The organism is Sphingomonas sp. ASY06-1R (genome assembly GCF_052180265.1).
GTDB lineage: Bacteria > Pseudomonadota > Alphaproteobacteria > Sphingomonadales > Sphingomonadaceae > Sphingomonas_I.
Genome location: NZ_CP197464.1, coordinates 3,872,460 through 3,889,370, shown reverse-complemented (window position 1 = coordinate 3,889,370; position 16,911 = coordinate 3,872,460). Strand labels below are relative to the sequence as shown.

At 66.1% G+C, this 16,911-nt stretch carries 14 protein-coding genes; 9 read left to right on the top strand and 5 right to left on the bottom strand.

All coding sequences use genetic code 11. The annotated features are described in order from the left end of the window. Nucleotides 1-14 precede the first annotated feature (14 nt). The 3 genes from ACSBM8_RS18355 (at nucleotide 15) to ACSBM8_RS18345 (ending at nucleotide 4,422) form a co-directional block, all read left to right on the top strand. Entirely contained in the window at nucleotides 15-2,492 is a 2,478-nt protein-coding gene (locus ACSBM8_RS18355) for a penicillin-binding protein 1A (protein WP_442679429.1), read from the top strand. Nucleotides 2,493-2,593: 101 nt separating this feature from the next. Next, entirely contained in the window at nucleotides 2,594-3,721 is a 1,128-nt protein-coding gene (prfB, locus tag ACSBM8_RS18350; RefSeq protein WP_442679428.1) for a peptide chain release factor 2, read from the top strand. After that, on the top strand, nucleotides 3,718-4,422 hold the full coding sequence (locus tag ACSBM8_RS18345) for a class I SAM-dependent methyltransferase (RefSeq protein ID WP_442679427.1): 705 nt from the start codon (nucleotides 3,718-3,720) through the stop codon (nucleotides 4,420-4,422). Before prfB ends, ACSBM8_RS18345 begins: the two co-directional genes overlap by 4 nt. 37 nt (nucleotides 4,423-4,459) lie before the next feature. Here ACSBM8_RS18345 and ACSBM8_RS18340 read toward each other — a convergent pair whose 3' ends face one another. From ACSBM8_RS18340 to hflK, 3 genes are all read right to left on the bottom strand, one after another. After that, nucleotides 4,460-6,016: a Do family serine endopeptidase gene (locus ACSBM8_RS18340; RefSeq protein WP_442679426.1), complete on the bottom strand. Its 1,557-nt coding sequence runs from the start codon at nucleotides 6,014-6,016 to the stop codon at nucleotides 4,460-4,462. 154 nt (nucleotides 6,017-6,170) lie between these two features. Then, complete coding sequence (gene hflC, locus ACSBM8_RS18335) at nucleotides 6,171-7,040, bottom strand: protease modulator HflC (protein WP_442679425.1); 870 nt, start codon at nucleotides 7,038-7,040, stop codon at nucleotides 6,171-6,173. Then, on the bottom strand, nucleotides 7,037-8,077 hold the full coding sequence (gene hflK, locus ACSBM8_RS18330; protein WP_442679424.1) for an FtsH protease activity modulator HflK: 1,041 nt from the start codon (nucleotides 8,075-8,077) through the stop codon (nucleotides 7,037-7,039). The genes hflC and hflK overlap by 4 nt, the downstream gene beginning before the upstream one ends. Before the next feature lie 116 nt (nucleotides 8,078-8,193). Here hflK and dapF point away from each other — a divergent pair, with 116 nt between their 5' ends. Genes dapF through ACSBM8_RS18310 form a run of 4 tightly spaced genes read left to right on the top strand, consistent with a single transcriptional unit; the run spans nucleotide 8,194 to nucleotide 11,772 of the window. Next, nucleotides 8,194-8,991: a diaminopimelate epimerase gene (gene dapF, locus ACSBM8_RS18325; protein WP_442679423.1), complete on the top strand. Its 798-nt coding sequence runs from the start codon at nucleotides 8,194-8,196 to the stop codon at nucleotides 8,989-8,991. Then, nucleotides 8,988-10,220, top strand: a complete 1,233-nt coding sequence (gene mtaB / locus ACSBM8_RS18320; protein ID WP_442679422.1) for a tRNA (N(6)-L-threonylcarbamoyladenosine(37)-C(2))-methylthiotransferase MtaB — start codon at nucleotides 8,988-8,990, stop codon at nucleotides 10,218-10,220. The genes dapF and mtaB overlap by 4 nt, the downstream gene beginning before the upstream one ends. Next, complete coding sequence (ftsY, locus tag ACSBM8_RS18315; RefSeq protein WP_442679421.1) at nucleotides 10,217-11,161, top strand: signal recognition particle-docking protein FtsY; 945 nt, start codon at nucleotides 10,217-10,219, stop codon at nucleotides 11,159-11,161. Before mtaB ends, ftsY begins: the two co-directional genes overlap by 4 nt. Further along, a complete protein-coding gene (locus tag ACSBM8_RS18310; protein WP_442679420.1) occupies nucleotides 11,158-11,772 on the top strand; it encodes an inner membrane-spanning protein YciB in 615 nt (204 codons plus the stop codon). Before ftsY ends, ACSBM8_RS18310 begins: the two co-directional genes overlap by 4 nt. Nucleotides 11,773-11,872: 100 nt before the next feature. Here ACSBM8_RS18310 and ACSBM8_RS18305 read toward each other — a convergent pair whose 3' ends face one another. Both ACSBM8_RS18305 and tpiA read right to left on the bottom strand, forming a co-directional pair. After that, on the bottom strand, nucleotides 11,873-12,496 hold the full coding sequence (locus ACSBM8_RS18305; RefSeq protein ID WP_442679419.1) for a superoxide dismutase: 624 nt from the start codon (nucleotides 12,494-12,496) through the stop codon (nucleotides 11,873-11,875). A 75-nt stretch (nucleotides 12,497-12,571) separates the two neighbouring features. Next, nucleotides 12,572-13,318 carry a triose-phosphate isomerase gene (tpiA, locus tag ACSBM8_RS18300; protein WP_442679418.1) on the bottom strand — a complete coding sequence of 249 codons (747 nt, stop codon included), beginning with the start codon at nucleotides 13,316-13,318 and terminating at the stop codon, nucleotides 12,572-12,574. A gap of 118 nt (nucleotides 13,319-13,436) precedes the next feature. On the opposite strand from tpiA, the gene ACSBM8_RS18295 reads away from it, so the two are divergent. Beyond that, entirely contained in the window at nucleotides 13,437-15,377 is a 1,941-nt protein-coding gene (locus tag ACSBM8_RS18295) for a SurA N-terminal domain-containing protein (protein WP_442679417.1), read from the top strand. Then, complete coding sequence (gene trpE / locus ACSBM8_RS18290; protein WP_442679416.1) at nucleotides 15,377-16,894, top strand: anthranilate synthase component I; 1,518 nt, start codon at nucleotides 15,377-15,379, stop codon at nucleotides 16,892-16,894. The genes ACSBM8_RS18295 and trpE overlap by 1 nt, the downstream gene beginning before the upstream one ends. Nucleotides 16,895-16,911 lie beyond the last annotated feature (17 nt).

The following is a 16,911-nucleotide window of genomic DNA, read 5'->3' as shown; positions in this document are numbered from 1 at the left end:
TTAGACGCACGTCGGTGAAATTCGCGCTCCCCCGACTGCCCGACGGTTCGATTCGCCATCTGCTTGCCCGCCGCCGCGTGCGCTGGCCGCTGATTCTGCTTGTGCTGCTGGTGGTGGCCTATGCCGTTTTCTGGCTGGTCTTCCTGCGCGGGCTGCCCTCGACCGACAAATTGCTGAGCTATGAGCCGCCGTTGCCGACCAATGTCCGCGCGCTGGACGGGACGCCGGTCTACAGTTTTGCGCGGGAACGCCGGGTCGAGCTGGCCTATGACGAATATCCGCCGCAGCTGGTCCACGCCTTCATCTCGGCGGAGGACAAGGACTTTTTCACCCATCACGGGATCGATCCCACCTCCTTCCTCTACGCGATCTTCGATTATGCGCGGAAGAGTGGCACCGGCGAGCGCGCGCGTGGCGGCTCGACCATCACCCAGCAGGTCGCCAAGAATCTGCTGCTGGGCAATGAATATTCGCCGACGCGCAAGGTGAAGGAAGCCGCGCTGGCGATCCGCATCGAAAATGCGATGTCCAAGCAGCAGATCCTGGAACTCTACCTCAACCAGATTTTCCTCGGGCGAAATGCCTATGGTGTCGAGGCGGCGTCACGCGCCTATTTCGGCAAGAGCGTCGCCGACCTGACGCTGCCGGAAATGGCCTACCTTGCGACCTTGCCGAAGGCGCCGGCCAATTATGATCCGGATCGGCATGCGGATCGCGCGCTGGAACGGCGCGCTTATGTGCTGCGCGAGATGCAGGCCAATGGCTATATCACGCCGCTGCAGGCGCAGCAGGCGACCGCAGCGCCCTTGGGGACGATCGAGCGGTCGGATGCGCGACGGGAAGCCGAGAAGCCGTTCGAAGGCTATTTCATGGAGGAAGTCCGGCGCGAGCTGAAGGACCGATATGGCGAGGAGATCGGCGACAGCCCCAACAGCGTTTATGCAGGCGGCCTGTGGGTCCGCACGTCGCTGGATCCCAATTCCCAGAAAGCGGTCGAACAGGCGTTGCGGGACGGCCTCGTCCGGTATGATTCCGGGGGCGGTTGGCGGGGACGTTCCGGGCAGATCGATGCCGGCCCCGGCTGGCAGGCCCGCCTTGCCAACGCGCCCGTCGAAGTCGGCTATTCCAATTGGCGCGCGGCCGTGATCCTCAGCCGCTCGGCCAGCAGCGCCGAACTCGGCTTTGCCGACGGCAAGACCGCGCAGCTCTTTCCGTGGGGGGCGTCCGCACCGAAGCGCGGTGTCGGCGGACGCGCGTTCGATTTCCTGCGGCGCGGCGATATCGTGATCGTGGCGCCGGCCGGGAATGGCTGGGCGCTGCGCTCCATCCCGCTCATCTCGGGCGGCATGGTCGCTGAAAATGTGCATACCGGCCAGGTCGTAGCGATGCAGGGCGGCTTCGATTCCCGCAACAGCTTCAACCGCGCGACCCAGGCCAAGCGGCAGCCGGGATCGTCGTTCAAGCCATTCGTCTATTCGGCCGCGCTGGATAGCGGCATGACCCCGGCGTCGATCATCGTCGACGGGCCGTTCTGCGTCCTGCAGAGCGCGACCTTGGGGACCAAATGTTTCCGTAACTTCAGCGGCGGCTATGCCGGCCCGCAAACGATGCGCTGGGGCGTCGAACAATCGCGCAACCTGATGACGGTTCGCGCCGCCACCGCCGCCGGCATGGACAAGGTGGTGGCGCTCGCGAAGAAGATGGGCGTCGGCGATTATCCGCCCTACGTCGCTTATTCGCTCGGCGCGGGCGAGACGACCGTGCTGCGCATGGTCAATGCCTATGCGATGCTGGCCAATCAGGGCCGCGCGCTCCAGCCGACGCTGATCGACTATGTTCAGGATCGCAGGGGCAAGGTGATCTGGCGGGCGGACACGCGGCCGTGCGAGGGCTGCAACGCCAAGGACTGGAATGGCGGCCCGATGCCGCGGCCGCGGCCGCGATCGGCGCAGATCATGGATGCCATGACCGCCTATCAGATGGTCCACATCCTGGAAGGCGTGGTGCAGCGCGGCACCGCCACCGTGCTGCGCGATCTCAATCGGCCGCTGTTCGGCAAGACCGGCACCAATACCGGCCCGACCAACGTCTGGTTCGTCGGCGGATCGCAGGATCTGGTGGCGGGCGTCTATATCGGGTTCGATCGGCCGCGGCCCATGGGCGGTTATGCCCAGGGCGGCACGCTGGCCGCGCCGATCTTCCGGCAATTCGCCCAGGTGGCGATGAAGGACATGCCGGTCGTGCCGTTCAAGGCGCCGCCCGGCATTCGCATGGTCCGGATCGATCGCCGATCCGGCCGAAAGGTGTTCGGCGGGTGGCCCAACGATGCCGATCCCAAATCCGCGATCATCTGGGAAGCGTTCAAGCCGGAGAGCGAGCCCCGCCGCGCGATCGGCCGGCGCGATAGCAGCCCGCCGCCGCCCAAGGCGGCACGCCGCCCGCGCGTGAACAATGACAGCGACTTCTTGCAGCAGCAGGGGGGGATTTATTAGCCAGGAGCATTATATCGGATTTCCGGCGCAAGTCGGATCCAGCTCCATCCGTCGACTATACCCGGCTGTCGCCCGGGTCTGGAATTCCAAAGGACCTATCCATGCGCGCTGAAGCGCAAGCCCATATTGCTCAGATCGATGCCGCGCTGACATTGGTACGCCGGTTCCTTGACTGGGACCGCGCCGTGCGGCGGCTCGACGAGCTCAACAATCGTGTCGAAGACCCCAAATTGTGGGACGATCCCAAGGCGGCGCAGGCCGTCATGCAGGAACGCCGCCGGCTGGAGGGCGCGATTGCCGCCGTCAATGCGATCGATCAGGAGCGCACCGACACGGTCGAGCTGATGGAGATGGCGGAAGCCGAAGGCGACGAGGCGCTGGTTGATGACGGCGTGCGCGCGCTCGCCGAGCTTGCCGAGCGTGCCGATCATGACAAGGTGATGGCGCTGCTCGCGGGCGAGGCCGACGCCAATAACAGCTATGTCGAGGTGAATGCCGGCGCGGGCGGCACCGAAAGCCAGGATTGGGCCGGCATGCTCCAGCGCATGTACACGCGCTGGGCCGAGCGCCACGGCATGAAGGTCGAGCTGATCGACTTCCATGCGGGCGAGCAGGCGGGTATCAAATCGGCGACGTTGCTGCTGAAGGGCGAGAATGCCTATGGCTATGCCAAGACCGAAAGCGGCGTCCATCGCCTGGTGCGCATCAGCCCCTATGACAGCGCGGCACGCCGGCACACCAGCTTCGCCAGCGTCTGGGTCTATCCCGAAGTCGACGACGATATCGACATCGTCGTGAACGACAGCGACCTCCGGATCGACACATATCGCGCCTCGGGTGCGGGCGGACAGCATATCAACACGACCGATTCGGCGGTGCGGATCACGCATATCCCGACCAACATCGTCGTTCAGTGCCAGAATCAGCGCTCGCAGCACAAGAACAAGGCCGAGGCGATGAAGCAGCTGAAGGCGCGGCTGTATGAGGAAGAATTGCGGAAGCGCGAGGAGGAAGCCAGCGCGACCAACGCCAGCAAGACCGATATCGGCTGGGGCCACCAGATCCGGTCCTACGTCCTCCAGCCCTATCAGCTGGTGAAGGATCTGCGCACCGGCGTCACGTCCACCGCGCCCAGCGATGTGCTCGACGGCGATCTCGACAAGTTCATGGCGGCGGCCCTGTCGCAGCGGGTGACCGGCGAGACCGTGGAAGTGGAGGATGTGGAGTGAAGCGCGGCGCGATCGCTCTGGTGCTGCTGTTGGCCGGATGCGGCCAGAGCACGCCGGACGAACCGCGCACGGAAACCGGTTTTCCCAAGGCGGAGCGGCCGGTCGCGACCACCGTGTCCGGCGAATGGTCGACCGAGCCCGATCGCGATCGGCTGAAAGAGGCGGAAGCGGTCATGACCGCGGCGGGCGTCAAGCGCGGCATGACCGTCGCCGATATCGGCGCGGGCGAGGGCTATTATACGATCCGGCTGGCGGCGCGGGTTGGCCCCAAGGGCCGCGTGCTGGCCGAGGATATCGTGCGCTCCTATCACGACCGGCTGGCGGAGCGCGTCTATCGCGATCAGCTCGACAATGTCTCGGTCAAGCTTGGCAGACCGGTCGATCCGGGCCTGCCGCAGCACAGTTTCGACCGTATTTTCATGGTGCATATGTACCATGAAATCGGCGAGCCTTATGAGTTTCTGTGGCGGATGCGCCCCGCGCTGAACCCCGATGGCATGGTGGTGGTGGTGGATGCCGATCGGCCCACCCAGGCGCATGGCACACCGCCGGCGCTGCTGGACTGCGAATTCAAGACGGTGGGCTACCGTCTGGTATCGCGGCGCAAGATGCCGCAGGCGGGCGCGGGCGGCTATCTCGCTCTGTATCAGGCGGCGGGCGCGCGGCCGGCGCCGAAGACCATGCACGCCTGCAAGGCCTGAGCGTCGCCCCGGGCGGACCCGGGGCGACACCGCAGACTTACTTGCCCATCAGGTCGATGCCGATATAGCGCGCCGGCCCGTTGCCGCGCTGTACCAGCAGCAGCACGGTCTTGAAGTTGGCGCGCTTGGCGGCATCGACGGCGGCTGCGGCCTCCGCCGTTGTCGCGACCGGGCGCTGCGCGATCGCCAGAATGACGTCGCCCTTCTGCAGGCCCTTGGCGCCCGCATCGCTCGACGCGTCGACCGACGTGACGACCACACCGCGTAGGCCGCTGGCGAGGCCCAGCTGCTGCGCGATTTGCGGCGTCAGCGTCTGCAAGGACAGGCCGAGCGAATTGCGCACGCTGGCGGGTGCATTGGGGGTGCCGTCCGGCGACGCATCGCCATTCTCGCCATCCGTCGCCGCCAGTTGGTCTTCCGGCGGACGTTCCGCCAGCACGGCCGTGAGCGTCATCGGCTTGCCGTTGCGGATCAGATCGAGGCGCACCCGCGAACCGACCGCTTGGCCGGCAACGATATAGGACAGGGTATTGTCGGGGGTGACATCCTGACCGTTCACCTTGACGATCACGTCGCCCTGCTGAACGCCGGCGCGCGCGGCCGGCTGGCCAGGCTCGACGCGGGAGATGATCGCGCCGCGATTCTTGGGTAGGTTGAGGCCGGCGGCGACGTCGTCGGTCAGCTCCTGGATGCCGACGCCCAGATAGCCGCGATGGATGCGTTCGCCCTTCATCAGCTGCAATACGACCGGCTTGGCCTGCTCGGCCGGGATAGCGAAGCCGATGCCGACATTGCCGCCCGACGGCGAATAGATGGCGGTGTTGATACCGACGACATTGCCGTTGAGATCGAACATCGGGCCGCCCGAATTGCCCTGGTTGATGGCGGCATCCGTCTGGATGTAGCGATCATAGGGGCCGGAGCCGATCGAGCGATGGATCGCGGACACGATACCGGCCGTGACCGTACCGCCAAGGGCGAACGGGTTGCCAATCGCCACGACCCAGTCACCGACGCGCGTCTTGGTCGAATCGCCGAATTCGACGAATGGCAGGTTGGTCGCCTGAATCTTGAGCACGGCGAGATCCGACGCGGCATCCTTGCCAACGACGGTCGCCTTATATTCCTTCCGGTCGGGCAGCGTCACGGTGATCGACGAGACGGTCACCTTGCCCTGATCGGTCGGCACGCCGGAGATGACGTGGTTGTTGGTGACGATATAGCCGTCGGCCGAGATGATGAAGCCGGAGCCGAGCGACATCGCTTCGCGCGTCTGCGGCGTTCCATTATCGTCGCTGCCACCGCCGCCCTGTCCACCGAAGCGGCGGAAGAAATCCTCGAACGGCGAACCGGCAAAGGGGTTCTGTTGCTGACGATTGACCTGCACCTTCTGCGTGGTCGAGATATTGACCACCGCCGGCTGCAGCTTGGCAGCCAGATCGGCGAAGCTCATCGGTGCACCGCGGGGTGCGACCGCAGCCATTTGCGACGGCGCATTCTGCGCCACCTGTGCGCCCAGTGGCGATTGGGTCACCACAGTCGCGGCGGCGCCGCCAAGAAGCATCGCGGCAGTTACTGCATAGGCATAACGCACTGGTGAACTCTCCTGAGACTTTACGGCGAGCCGAAGAACCTGGGGCCGTTATCCGGGAACGGATGACGAATTGTGCCGATCCACGGCTGAATGCAAATTGAATGAGATATTTTTGCAACAGGTCGAACCGGGGGATTCGACCTGTTGACCCTTATCAACGTTTCTGACCCGCAAATTCCCGCAGATAATCATTGTCCGGCGACAACAGGATCGTGGCGGCGCCGCGCGGCTGCGTGTCGTCCGTCCCGAACGTGTAGCGATAGGACTGCATCGCCCGGTAGAAATCGTAGAAAGCGGGATCCTTGCCGAAGCTGGCCGAATAGGTCTTGGCGGCGGCGGCGTCGGCATCGCCCATGATGATCGATGCCTGGCGCCGGCCTTCCGCCTGGATCGACAGCGCCTGCTGCTGGCGGGCGGTCCGCATCCGGTTGAAGGCGCTTTCCAGCGGCGTGCCGTCCGGAAGATCGGCGCGCTTGATGCGGACGTCGACGATCTCGGCGCCATATTGGGCGGCGACCCGCGCCAGCGAGATCCGGATATTGTCCATCACGGTATCGCGTTCCGGGCTGAGCAGCGTGCGGAAGGAGCGTTTGCCCAATTCGTTACGCAGCGCCGAACCCAGGATCGGCTTGAGCGCATCGCTGACGCGTCGTTCGCTGCCCGCCGCGACATACATGCGGACCGGGTTGACGATGCGATAGCGCGCAAAGGCATCGACCTCGACGCGGACCTGATCGGTCGACAGGACCGCCTGGCGCGGCATGTCGAAATTCAGAACGCGCTTGTCCACCCACACCAGATTCTCGACGAACGGCATGCGGAAGGCCAGTCCGGCGCCGGTACGGCCAAAGTCCTCGCGCGGATTATAGGCGTTGATGATGCGGAGCGGTTCGCCGAAGCGCAGTACCAGCGCCTGGCTGGTTTCCGGCACGATCGTCAGCGAGCTCATGCCGATCGCGAGCACGACCAGCGCGGCGCCAGCCCACAGGACGGGATAGCGGGTGATGACGTTGCCGACGCTCACTTGGCGGGCTCCTGCGGCTTGGCGGCGACTGCCGCCGGGGGCGCGAGATAGGGCACCACGTTGCGCGGCTCGACAATCGTCTTGTCGGTCTTCGCCAGAACCTTCTCCATCGTCTCGTAATACATGCGCCGGCGCGTAACCTCGGGCGCCAGCTTATATTGTGCGTAGACGGCATCGAAGGCGGTCGATTCGCCCTGTGCCTTGGCGGTCACCTGCGTTGCGTAAGCGCGTGCCTGGTTCAGGTAGGATTGCGCATTCTGCTGCGCGGCCGACACTTCCTTGAAGGCATCGACCACTTCGCTCGGCGGATCCGCCTGCTTGATCGCGACGCCCTGGATGACGACGCCGGAATGATAGGAATCCAGCGTTTCCTGGGCATTCTGGGCGACCAGCTGTTCGATCTGGCCGCGCTGCGCGCCGATCGCCTGATCCAGCGTCACGCGGGCGATCGCCTCGCGCATCGCGCTTTCGGCGACCTCGCGGATCGTGCCGTCGGGATCCTGCAGCTCGAACATGTACAGTTCGGGATCGCGGATATTCCAGCGCACCGAATAAGCGAGGTCGATGATATTCTCGTCGCCGGTGAGCATCAGATTCTGCCCCGAGCCGCCGTCGACGCCCGTGTCGATGTCGATCACGTGGATATTGTCGACGTCGATCTTGCTGACGATGTCGATCGGCGCCGGGAAGGACAGGCCCAGGCCGGGCTGCAACATGCCGACATATTTGCCGAATCGGGTGATGACGCCGCGCTGCTGCGGTCCGATCGTATGGACGCTGGTGAGCGCAATCCACAGGAGCAGCAGGCCAATGACCGCCCAGCGCCATGCGCCGCCGACCTGAAAGCGCTGTCCGCCCCCCATGCCGCCGCCATTGCCGCCGAGCCGATCCCGCCCGCGCTGGATCAGGGCGTCGAGCGCCGACGGTCCGGCGCCAGTCGGCGTCCTGCGCGGTTTCTTGTTACCTTCACCGCCGTCCGAGCCACCGCCCCATGGGCCATCCTCGCTCAGTACCGCTCCCGCTATCTTGTCGTGCATGGGCGCCCTTATAAACGGCCCCGACCGGAAAAATAGTGTTCGTTCAAGGACTGGCGGGCCGCGGCAGGGTGCAAAGCGCTTCCACCGCCCCCCGCGAGGCTTTACGGCGCCGGGCAATGTCCCTTCGCTTTCATAAGATGCACGGCCTTGGCAACGACTTCGTCGTGATCGATGCCCGGACGATGCCCGTGTCGATGGACGGCGCGCGTGCGCGCGCCATTGCCGACCGGCGCGAGGGGATCGGGTGCGATCAGGTCATCCTGATCGAGCCGTCGGACGTGGCGGATGCGCGGATGCGCATCTGGAATTCGGATGGCGGCGAGGTGGAGGCCTGCGGCAACGCCTCGCGCGCGGTTGCCCTGCTGCTCGGCCGGCGATCGACGCTCGAGACGCTGGGCGGCACGTTGCATCTGGTCGCCGATGGTGGCCTGGCGACGGTCGATATGGGGCAGCCGCACTTTGGCTGGGACGCGATACCGCTCGCCTACGCCATGGACACGGCGCACCTGCCGGTCGGTTGGGACGAGCTGAACGATCCCGCGGCGGTCAATGTCGGCAATCCCCATGTCATCTTTTTCGTGGGCGACTGCGATGCGGTGGATCTGGAGCGGCTGGGGCCGCAGATCGAGCATGATCCGCTGTTTCCCGATCGGGTGAATGTGAATGTCGCGACGGTCGAAGCGGCCGATCGGATCCGCCTGCGCGTGTGGGAACGGGGCGCGGGCCTGACCCGCGCCTGCGGCACCGGCGCCTGCGCGACCGCGGTGGCGGCAATCCGGGCCGGCCGGGTCGACAGCCCGGTGACGGTCGCGTTGCCCGGCGGCGAATTGCTGATCGACTGGGCGCCGGGCGGGAATATCAGCATGTCCGGTCCGGCCGCCCACGTCTTCACGGGCGAGGCGGAAGATCTGTGAGCGGGCCTATCCTGATCAGCCATGGCTGCCGCCTCAACATCGCCGAAAGTGCAAAGATTGCGGCATTGCTGGCGGGCGAGCGCGACCTGGTGGTGGTCAATAGTTGCGCGGTGACCGCAGAAGCGGTGAAGACCGCGCGGCAGGCGATCCGCCGCGCCAAACGCGATCGGCCGGACGCGCGCATCGTCGTGACTGGATGCGCGGCCGAGATCGAGCCGGAGAGCTTCACGGCGATGGAGGAGGTCTCCGGCGTGGTGCCCAACACCGCGAAGTTCGAGCTGTCCGGTTACCTGCCGTCGTCCCGGCGGAGGCCGGGGCCGCAAGAGGCTTGGCGTAACCCTCCAGCGGCCCCGGCCTCCGCCGGGGCGACGCACGCGCGCACTTTCCTGCCGGTGCAGAATGGCTGCGATCATCGCTGTACCTTCTGCATCATTCCGTTCGGGCGCGGGCCGAGCCGGTCGCTGCCCGCGGGCGGCGTGATCGACGAGATCAAGGCCGCGGTGGATGCGGGTGCCCGCGAGGTGGTGCTGACCGGCGTCGATCTTACCGCATATGGCGCGGACCTTCCCGGCCGGCCCTCGCTCGGCGCGCTGGTCACGCGGATCTTGCGCTACGTGCCGGATCTGCCGCGGCTGCGCCTGTCGTCGCTCGATCCGTGCGAGGTCGATGCCCCGCTGTTCGAGCTGATCGCGCAGGAGCCGCGGCTGATGCCGCACCTCCATCTCTCGCTGCAGGCGGGCAATGATCTGATCCTCAAGCGGATGAAGCGGCGCCATAGCCGGCAGCAGGCGGTGGATCTGGTCGCCCAGCTCCGCGCCCGGCGGCCGGAGATCGCGATCGGCGCGGATCTGATCGCGGGCTTTCCGACCGAGGACGAGGCGATGTTCGCCGACACGCTGGCGCTGATCGACGATTGCAGCATCGCGTTCGCGCACATCTTTCCCTATTCGCCACGGGCGGGAACGCCGGCGGCGCGCATGCCGCAAGTGGCACGACCCACGGTGAAAGCACGCGCGGCGCAGCTGCGGACGGTCGCGGCGGCGCGCAAGGCCGCATGGCTACAGGAGCAAATCGGAAGCGTGACGCAGATATTGGTCGAACTGGACGGCGTGAGCGGTCACGCGGAGAATTTCATGCGCGTGGCCCTGCCGCCCGCAATCCCCAACAGCCTTGTCACCGCGCGGATCGTTGCGGTCGACGGCGATACCGCCATCGGTATTCCCGCATGAGCACGCCATGGCATGATCGCATCCTGGGCGGCTTTCGCCGTACGTCGGACAAGCTTGGCGAAAACCTGACCGGCCTGTTTGGCAAGGCGGCGCTGGATGACGACACGCTCGACCAGATCGAGGAGGCGTTGATCGCGTCCGACCTGGGGCCGGCGACCGCCGGACGCGTGCGCCAGCGTCTGGCGGGGGAACGCTTCCCCCTGGGCCTGACCGAAATGCGCCTGCGCGAAATCGTCGCCGAGGAGGTTGCGGCCATCCTCGCGCCGGTAGCCAAGCCGCTGGAGATAGAGGCCTTTCCGCGCCCGCAGGTCATTCTGGTGATCGGCGTCAACGGATCGGGCAAGACGACGACGATCGCCAAGCTCGCGCATCTGCTGACCGAGCAGGATTATTCAGTGATGCTGGTGGCGGGCGACACGTTCCGGGCGGCGGCGATCGGTCAGCTGAAGGTCTGGGCCGAACGGATCGGGGTGCCGATCATTTCCGGCAATGAGGGCGGCGACGCGGCCGGGCTGGTTTTCGAAGGCGTGAAACGCGGCACCGCCGAGGGGATCGACGTCCTGATCGTCGATACGGCGGGGCGGCTGCAGAACAAGGCCGGGCTGATGGACGAATTGTCCAAGATCCGGCGGGTGCTGGGCCGGCTCAATCCGGCCGCGCCGCATGACGTCGTGCTCGTGCTGGACGCGACCACCGGTCAGAATGGCCTGAGCCAGATCGAGGTTTTTCAGAAGGAAGCCGGCGTGACCGGGCTGGTCATGACCAAGCTGGACGGTACGGCCCGCGGCGGCGTGCTCGTCGCGGCGGCCGAAAAATACGGTCTGCCGATCCACGCCATCGGCTTGGGCGAAACCATCGACGACCTGCGGCCGTTCGATCCCCAGGAAGTCGCCCGCGCCATTGCGGGTATCGAACGTCTCGCCCCGGAGAAGGCACGATGAACAAAGTCTCCGACGCGGCGCGTCCCGACCCCGGCATGGGCGTGCGCCTGGCGCTCGATCTGGGGCCGATCGTCGTTTATTTCGCCGCCTTCACGCTGACCGGGCAGAATATCTACATTGCCACCGGCTTGTTCATGGCGGTGACCGCGGTGGCGATGGTGATATCGCTGGTGCGGTTCGGCAAGGTGACCCCGATCCAGATCTTTTCCGCGGCGATGGTGCTGGTCCTGGGCGGCCTCACCATCTGGCTGCACAAGGAATGGATCATCAAGATCAAGCCGACCATCTATTATGTGACGGTATCGTCGGTGCTCTTGTGGGGGGTGATCACCGGCCGACCGACACTGCAGATGGTGCTGGGCCAGGCCTATCCCGGCTTGTCGCCGGAAGGATGGCGCCTGCTGACGCGCAACTGGGCTTTCTTCTTTCTGGCCATGGCCATCGCCAATGAGGTCGTGTGGCGCAATTTTTCGACCACGACCTGGCTCGGCTACAAATTGTGGGGGGCGATGCCCGCGACCGTGATCTTCGCGGCGTGCAACGTGCCTTTGCTGATGCGGCATGGGCTGGCCGCGGACGACAATAAGGTCGTGCTGCCGCCCGAGGAATAAGCCCGCCGCCGCGCGTCCCGATGTGAAAACGGGCCAGCCTCCTGCTGGAGACCGGCCCGTTTCTGTTTCGGACTTTCCCGGCGTGCGCCGGGGTCCGGACTTACTGTTCCTGATCGGCGCGGCTGGCGCCCTGGCCGTCCAGATTCTGGGAGATGAAGTCCCAGTTGACGATGTTCGCGAGCACGGTCTCGGCAAACTTCGGCCGCGCGTTGCGATAATCGATATAATAAGCATGCTCCCACACATCGAGCGTGAAGAGCGGGGTCACGCCATGCGCGATCGGCGAATCGCCATCGTGGAAGGACGTCACCTTCAGGGCGTCGCCCTCGAGCACGAGCCAGGCCCAGCCGCTGGCGAAATGGTTGACGGCTTCTTCGGCGAGCTTCTTGAGCAGCGCTTCATGGCTGCCGAAGCCGCTGTCGATCAGGCCCTTCAGCTTCTCCGAAGGCTGGGTCGAGCCGGCCGGTGCCAGGCACTTCCAGAAGAAATTATGGTTCCAGATCTGGCCCGAATTGTTGAACAGGCCGCGATCGTTGGTTTCGGTCGACTTCTTCACCACGTCGATGAGCGAAAGGCCCTGCAGGCCCTTTTCGTCGATCCAGCCATTCACCTTGGTGACATAGGCCTGATGATGCTTGCCGTGATGATATTCGAAGGTCTCGGCGGACATGTGCGGCTCGAGCGCCGCCTTATCGAACGGGAGGGGGGGAAGTTCGAAGGCCATTATTTTGCTCCTGCACAAGCTAGAGAGTCGCGATGCCCCTAACGCTCGACGCCGCGAAGCGTCACGCGAAAACGACTATTGCGAGACGTTCGCGGCAGCCTCGATGATCGGCACGAACTGTTCGGCGGTCAGGCTGGCTCCGCCGATCAGGGCGCCGTTCACGTCCGGACAGGCCAGGATGGTGCTGGCATTGCCGGCGTTGACCGAGCCCCCATACAGGATGCGGACGCCGCGCCCCTCCTCGCCAAGCAGCTGCAGCAGCTTGGCGCGGATGATGCCGTGCATCTCGCCAATCTCGTCCGCCGTGGGGGTCCGGCCGGTGCCGATCGCCCAGGCCGGCTCATAGGAGACGACCAGATTGGCGGCGGTCGCGGTGGCCGGTACCGAGCCGTCCAGTTCGGATGCGACCACCATCAGGGCGCGCCCTTCGTCGCGCTCGGCTTCGTCCTCACCGATGCAGATGATGGCGATCAGGCCGGCATTCTGCGCCGCCTGAGCCTTGGCGAGCACAACCGCGTCGGTTTCGTCAAATTCCGCGCGGCGCTCGCTGTGGCCGCAAATGACGAAACCGGCGCCCATCTCGACCAACATCGGCGCCGAGATCTCGCCCGTATGGGCGCCCTTGTCCGCGCTGTGGCAATCCTGCCCGCCGATCATGACGGCGCCGGCATGTGCCGCGGCCTCTCCGATCAGCGTGAACGGAGGGGCAATCGCCACGTCGACCTGTTCCGTGGCGGCCGCGATCGCGGCGATCCGGTCGAGCTCGCCCAACATGGCGCGAGTGCCATTCATCTTCCAATTTCCGGCGATCAGCGTGCGCATCCGTCCTCCCTGATTGGCCGCCGGTAGCAAGCGATGGACGTGCAGGCTAGACCGGCGCTTGAAGCATTCCGGCCGCGCCTCTATTAGGTCCGCCTCCCTTCATGGCCACGGAACATCCATGCTCGCCTTCTTTCGTCGTGCGCTTTCTTCCTGGCTGGCGGTAGGGCTCCTCGCCCTGGTCATGCTGGCCTTCGTCGCGACGGGGGTAGGGACACCGGGCGGCAGCCTGACCGGCGGCCCCAGTGCGGATGCGGTAGCGACCGTCGGCGGCAAGCCGATCTCCGTGAATGTCATCTCCGAACGGGCGCAGACGGCGTTGCGTCAGGCGCGCGAACGGCAGCCGGCGCTGACCATGCCGCAATTCCTGGCCTCGATCGGCGGCCTCAACCCGCTGGTCGAACAATCGATCGGGGCGAGCGTGCTGACCGCCTGGGCCGAGCGCCACGGGCTGGCGGCGAGCGAGCGGCTGATTGGCAGCGAGATCGCGACCTTCCCCGCCTTCCGCGGAGCGACCGGCAAGTTTGACGAAAATGCCATGAACGCGCTGCTCAACCAGCGTCGGATGAACTTCAACACCTTCCACGACGATGTGCGCGACGAACTGATCCGCCGCCAATTGCTGAACCCGATCATGGCCGGCGCCCGCGCGCCCGACGGGCTGCTGCGCATCTATGCGCAAAGCCTGATCGACAAGCGCGAAGGCGTGATCGGCCTGGTCGCGGCGAGCCCCGCCGGCATCGCCGCCCCGACCGATCAGCAGGTGGCGGATTATTATCGCGGGCACATCGCCCGTTACTCGCTGCCGGAACGGCATGCGCTGCGCTATGCCCTGATCGGCCCGGAAAGCGTGGCCTCGCCCGCGCCGACGGATGCCGAGATCGCCGCCCAATATAAGGCGGACGCGGCGAAATATGCGGCGAGCGAAACCCGCACGATCCAGCGCGTGGTATTGCCCAACGAAGCGGCCGCCCGCGCCTTTGCCGCGACCCTGGCCAAGGGCACCGGCTTTGCGCAGGCCGCTGCCGGTCAGGGCCTCGCTGCGGCGGACATCAATGCCGGCACCGTCACCAAGGATGCCTTCGCCGCCAGCGACGGAGCCGAGATTGCGGCCGCCGCGTTCGCGCTTCCGTCCGGTGGCACCACCGCGCCGGTCAAATCGCCGCTGGGTTGGTCGATCGCGCGTGTCGAGGCAATCAAGGCGGTTCCGGCGCGATCGCTGGATCAGGTGCGTTCCGAGATTGCCGCCGCACTGACCAAGAAGAAAGCGGACGACGCGCTGAGCAAGCTGGTGCAGCAGGTCGAGGATGCGGTGGGCGACGGCGCCAATTTCAACGAGGTGGTCGCCAAGCATAAGCTGCAGGTCGTGACCACGCCGCCGCTGCTGCCGAACGGTACCGCGCCCAGCGATCCCAACTTCCGGCCCGATCCGACCATCGCCGCCTTGCTGAAGGCGACGGCGGACAGCAGCGCGGACGATGCGCCGACCGTGGAAACGATCGATCAGAACGGCCATTTCGCGCTGGTGGGCGTTGCCAGCGTCGTGCCCGCCGCGCCCGTTCCCCTGGCGCAGATCAAGCCCCGCGTCGCGGAGGAGCTCGTCTTCGAACGCGCCATCGCGCGGGCCAAGACGCAGGCACAAAGCCTGCTCGGCAAGATCAATGGCGGGCAAGCCCCCGCTGCCGCCTTCCAGGCGGCGGGCATGAAGGCGCCGCAACCGCTTTCGCTGAGCCAGATCGAATTGTCGCGTGCCGGTGCCGACGTGCCCGCCCCCATCCGGACATTGTTCCGCCTGGCGCCCGGCAAGGCTGAACTGGTGCAGGGCCCCAACGGGAGCTGGTTCGTCGTCAAGCTGGACCGGATCGTGGCGGGCGACGCCAAGATGCTGCCGATGGTGATCGGCGCGACCCGCAGCGAGCTGCAGCGTGGCCTGGGCGACGAATATGCGCAGCAATTCGCCAATGCGGCCCGGGTCGAGGTCAAGGTGAAGCGCAATCCGGCGGCGCTGGGCAAGCTGGAGCAGGATCTGCGTAGCGGCAACAATGGTGGCGGCGCCCAATAATGTCGGCCGCGGGCGCAGAGCATGATGCTGGCGCCGTCGCCAGCCTGGCCGATGGCCGCTCGGCATTGGTGTGGCGACGGCAGCTGGCGGACACGGAGACGCCGGTCGCCGCCGCGCTCAAGCTGATCCAGCCGGGACGCGGCGATTTCCTGCTGGAATCGGTGGAGGACGGTGCGACGCGCGGGCGGTACAGCCTGCTGGGCCTGGCGCCGGACCTGGTATTCCGCGCCAACGGCCAGGTTGCGGAAATCAACCGTAACTGGATGCTGGATCGGGAGACTTTCACCCCGGTCGACGGAGGACCGCTGAAGGCCTTGCGCACCATCGTCGCGGAATGCCGCGCCGATGTGTCCGATGGTCTGCCGCCGGCTTTGTCCTGCCTGGTGGGCTATTTCGCCTACGAAACGGTCGGCCTGGTGGAAACGCTGCCGCGGCCCGCGCCGAATCCGTTGGGCCTGCCCGACATGTTGTTCGTCCGGCCCACGCTGATCCTGGTGTTCGACCGACTGGCGGACGCGCTTTTCCTGGTCGCGCCGGTATGGGCAGGCGCGCCGGATCCGCAGGCCGCCGTAGCCCGCGCGGTCGAACGGATCGAGGATGTGGCGGCACAGCTTGCCGGTCCGGTGCCGGCCGGACGGCGCGAGACGGGTGACCTGCCGCTGCCGACCGCGACGCCGCAGCTGGAGCCGGGACGGTATGGCCAGATGGTCGCCACCGCGAAAGACTATATCGCCGCAGGCGATATCTTTCAGGTGGTGCTGGCCCAGCGCTTCACGACGCCATTCCCGTTGCCGCCATTCGACCTGTATCGGGCGCTGCGCCGGATCAATCCGTCGCCCTTCCTCTATCATCTGGATCTGCCGGGCTTCGCGCTGATCGGCTCGTCCCCGGAAATCCTGGTGCGAATGCGCGACGGCGAAGTAACGATCCGCCCGATTGCGGGCACCCGCCGGCGTGGCGCCACCGCGGCCGAGGACATTGCCAATCGCGACGAATTGCTGGCGGACCCGAAGGAGCGGGCCGAGCATCTGATGCTGCTCGATCTGGGCCGCAACGATGTCGGCCGCGTCGCTGAGCCCGGTACGGTCGTGGTGACGGACAGCTATACCGTCGAGAAATATAGCCACGTCATGCACATCGTCTCCAACGTGGTCGGCCGGCTGGGCGCGGGCAAGGATGCGCTGGATGCGCTGTTCGCCGGTTTTCCGGCGGGTACCGTATCGGGTGCGCCCAAGGTGCGGGCCTGCCAGATCATCGCGGAACTGGAGCCGGAGACGCGCGGAGCCTATGCCGGCGGCGTCGGCTATTTCTCGCCCGACGGCAGCATGGACAGCTGCATCGTCCTGCGCACCGCGGTGGTGAAGGACGGTGTCATGAACGTGCAAGCGGGGGCGGGCATCGTCGCGGACAGCGATCCGATATCCGAACAGAAGGAATGCGAAGCCAAGGCCGGCGCGCTGTTTGCGGCGGCCCGCGAAGCGATCATCCGTGCCGGCGAAGCGGGATTCGGACAGTAGCGACACGCGGCTGTCGG

Coding starts and splice junctions, on each gene's coding strand:
- hflK (WP_442679424.1), bottom strand. CDS start 8,077: ATGCACGACAAGATAGCGGGAGCGGTACTGAGCGAGGATGGCCCATGG.
- prfB (WP_442679428.1), top strand. CDS start 2,594: ATGCGCGCTGAAGCGCAAGCCCATATTGCTCAGATCGATGCCGCGCTG.
- tpiA (WP_442679418.1), bottom strand. CDS start 13,318: ATGCGCACGCTGATCGCCGGAAATTGGAAGATGAATGGCACTCGCGCC.
- dapF (WP_442679423.1), top strand. CDS start 8,194: ATGTCCCTTCGCTTTCATAAGATGCACGGCCTTGGCAACGACTTCGTC.
- ACSBM8_RS18295 (WP_442679417.1), top strand. CDS start 13,437: ATGCTCGCCTTCTTTCGTCGTGCGCTTTCTTCCTGGCTGGCGGTAGGG.
- trpE (WP_442679416.1), top strand. CDS start 15,377: ATGTCGGCCGCGGGCGCAGAGCATGATGCTGGCGCCGTCGCCAGCCTG.
- ACSBM8_RS18305 (WP_442679419.1), bottom strand. CDS start 12,496: ATGGCCTTCGAACTTCCCCCCCTCCCGTTCGATAAGGCGGCGCTCGAG.
- ftsY (WP_442679421.1), top strand. CDS start 10,217: ATGAGCACGCCATGGCATGATCGCATCCTGGGCGGCTTTCGCCGTACG.
- ACSBM8_RS18310 (WP_442679420.1), top strand. CDS start 11,158: ATGAACAAAGTCTCCGACGCGGCGCGTCCCGACCCCGGCATGGGCGTG.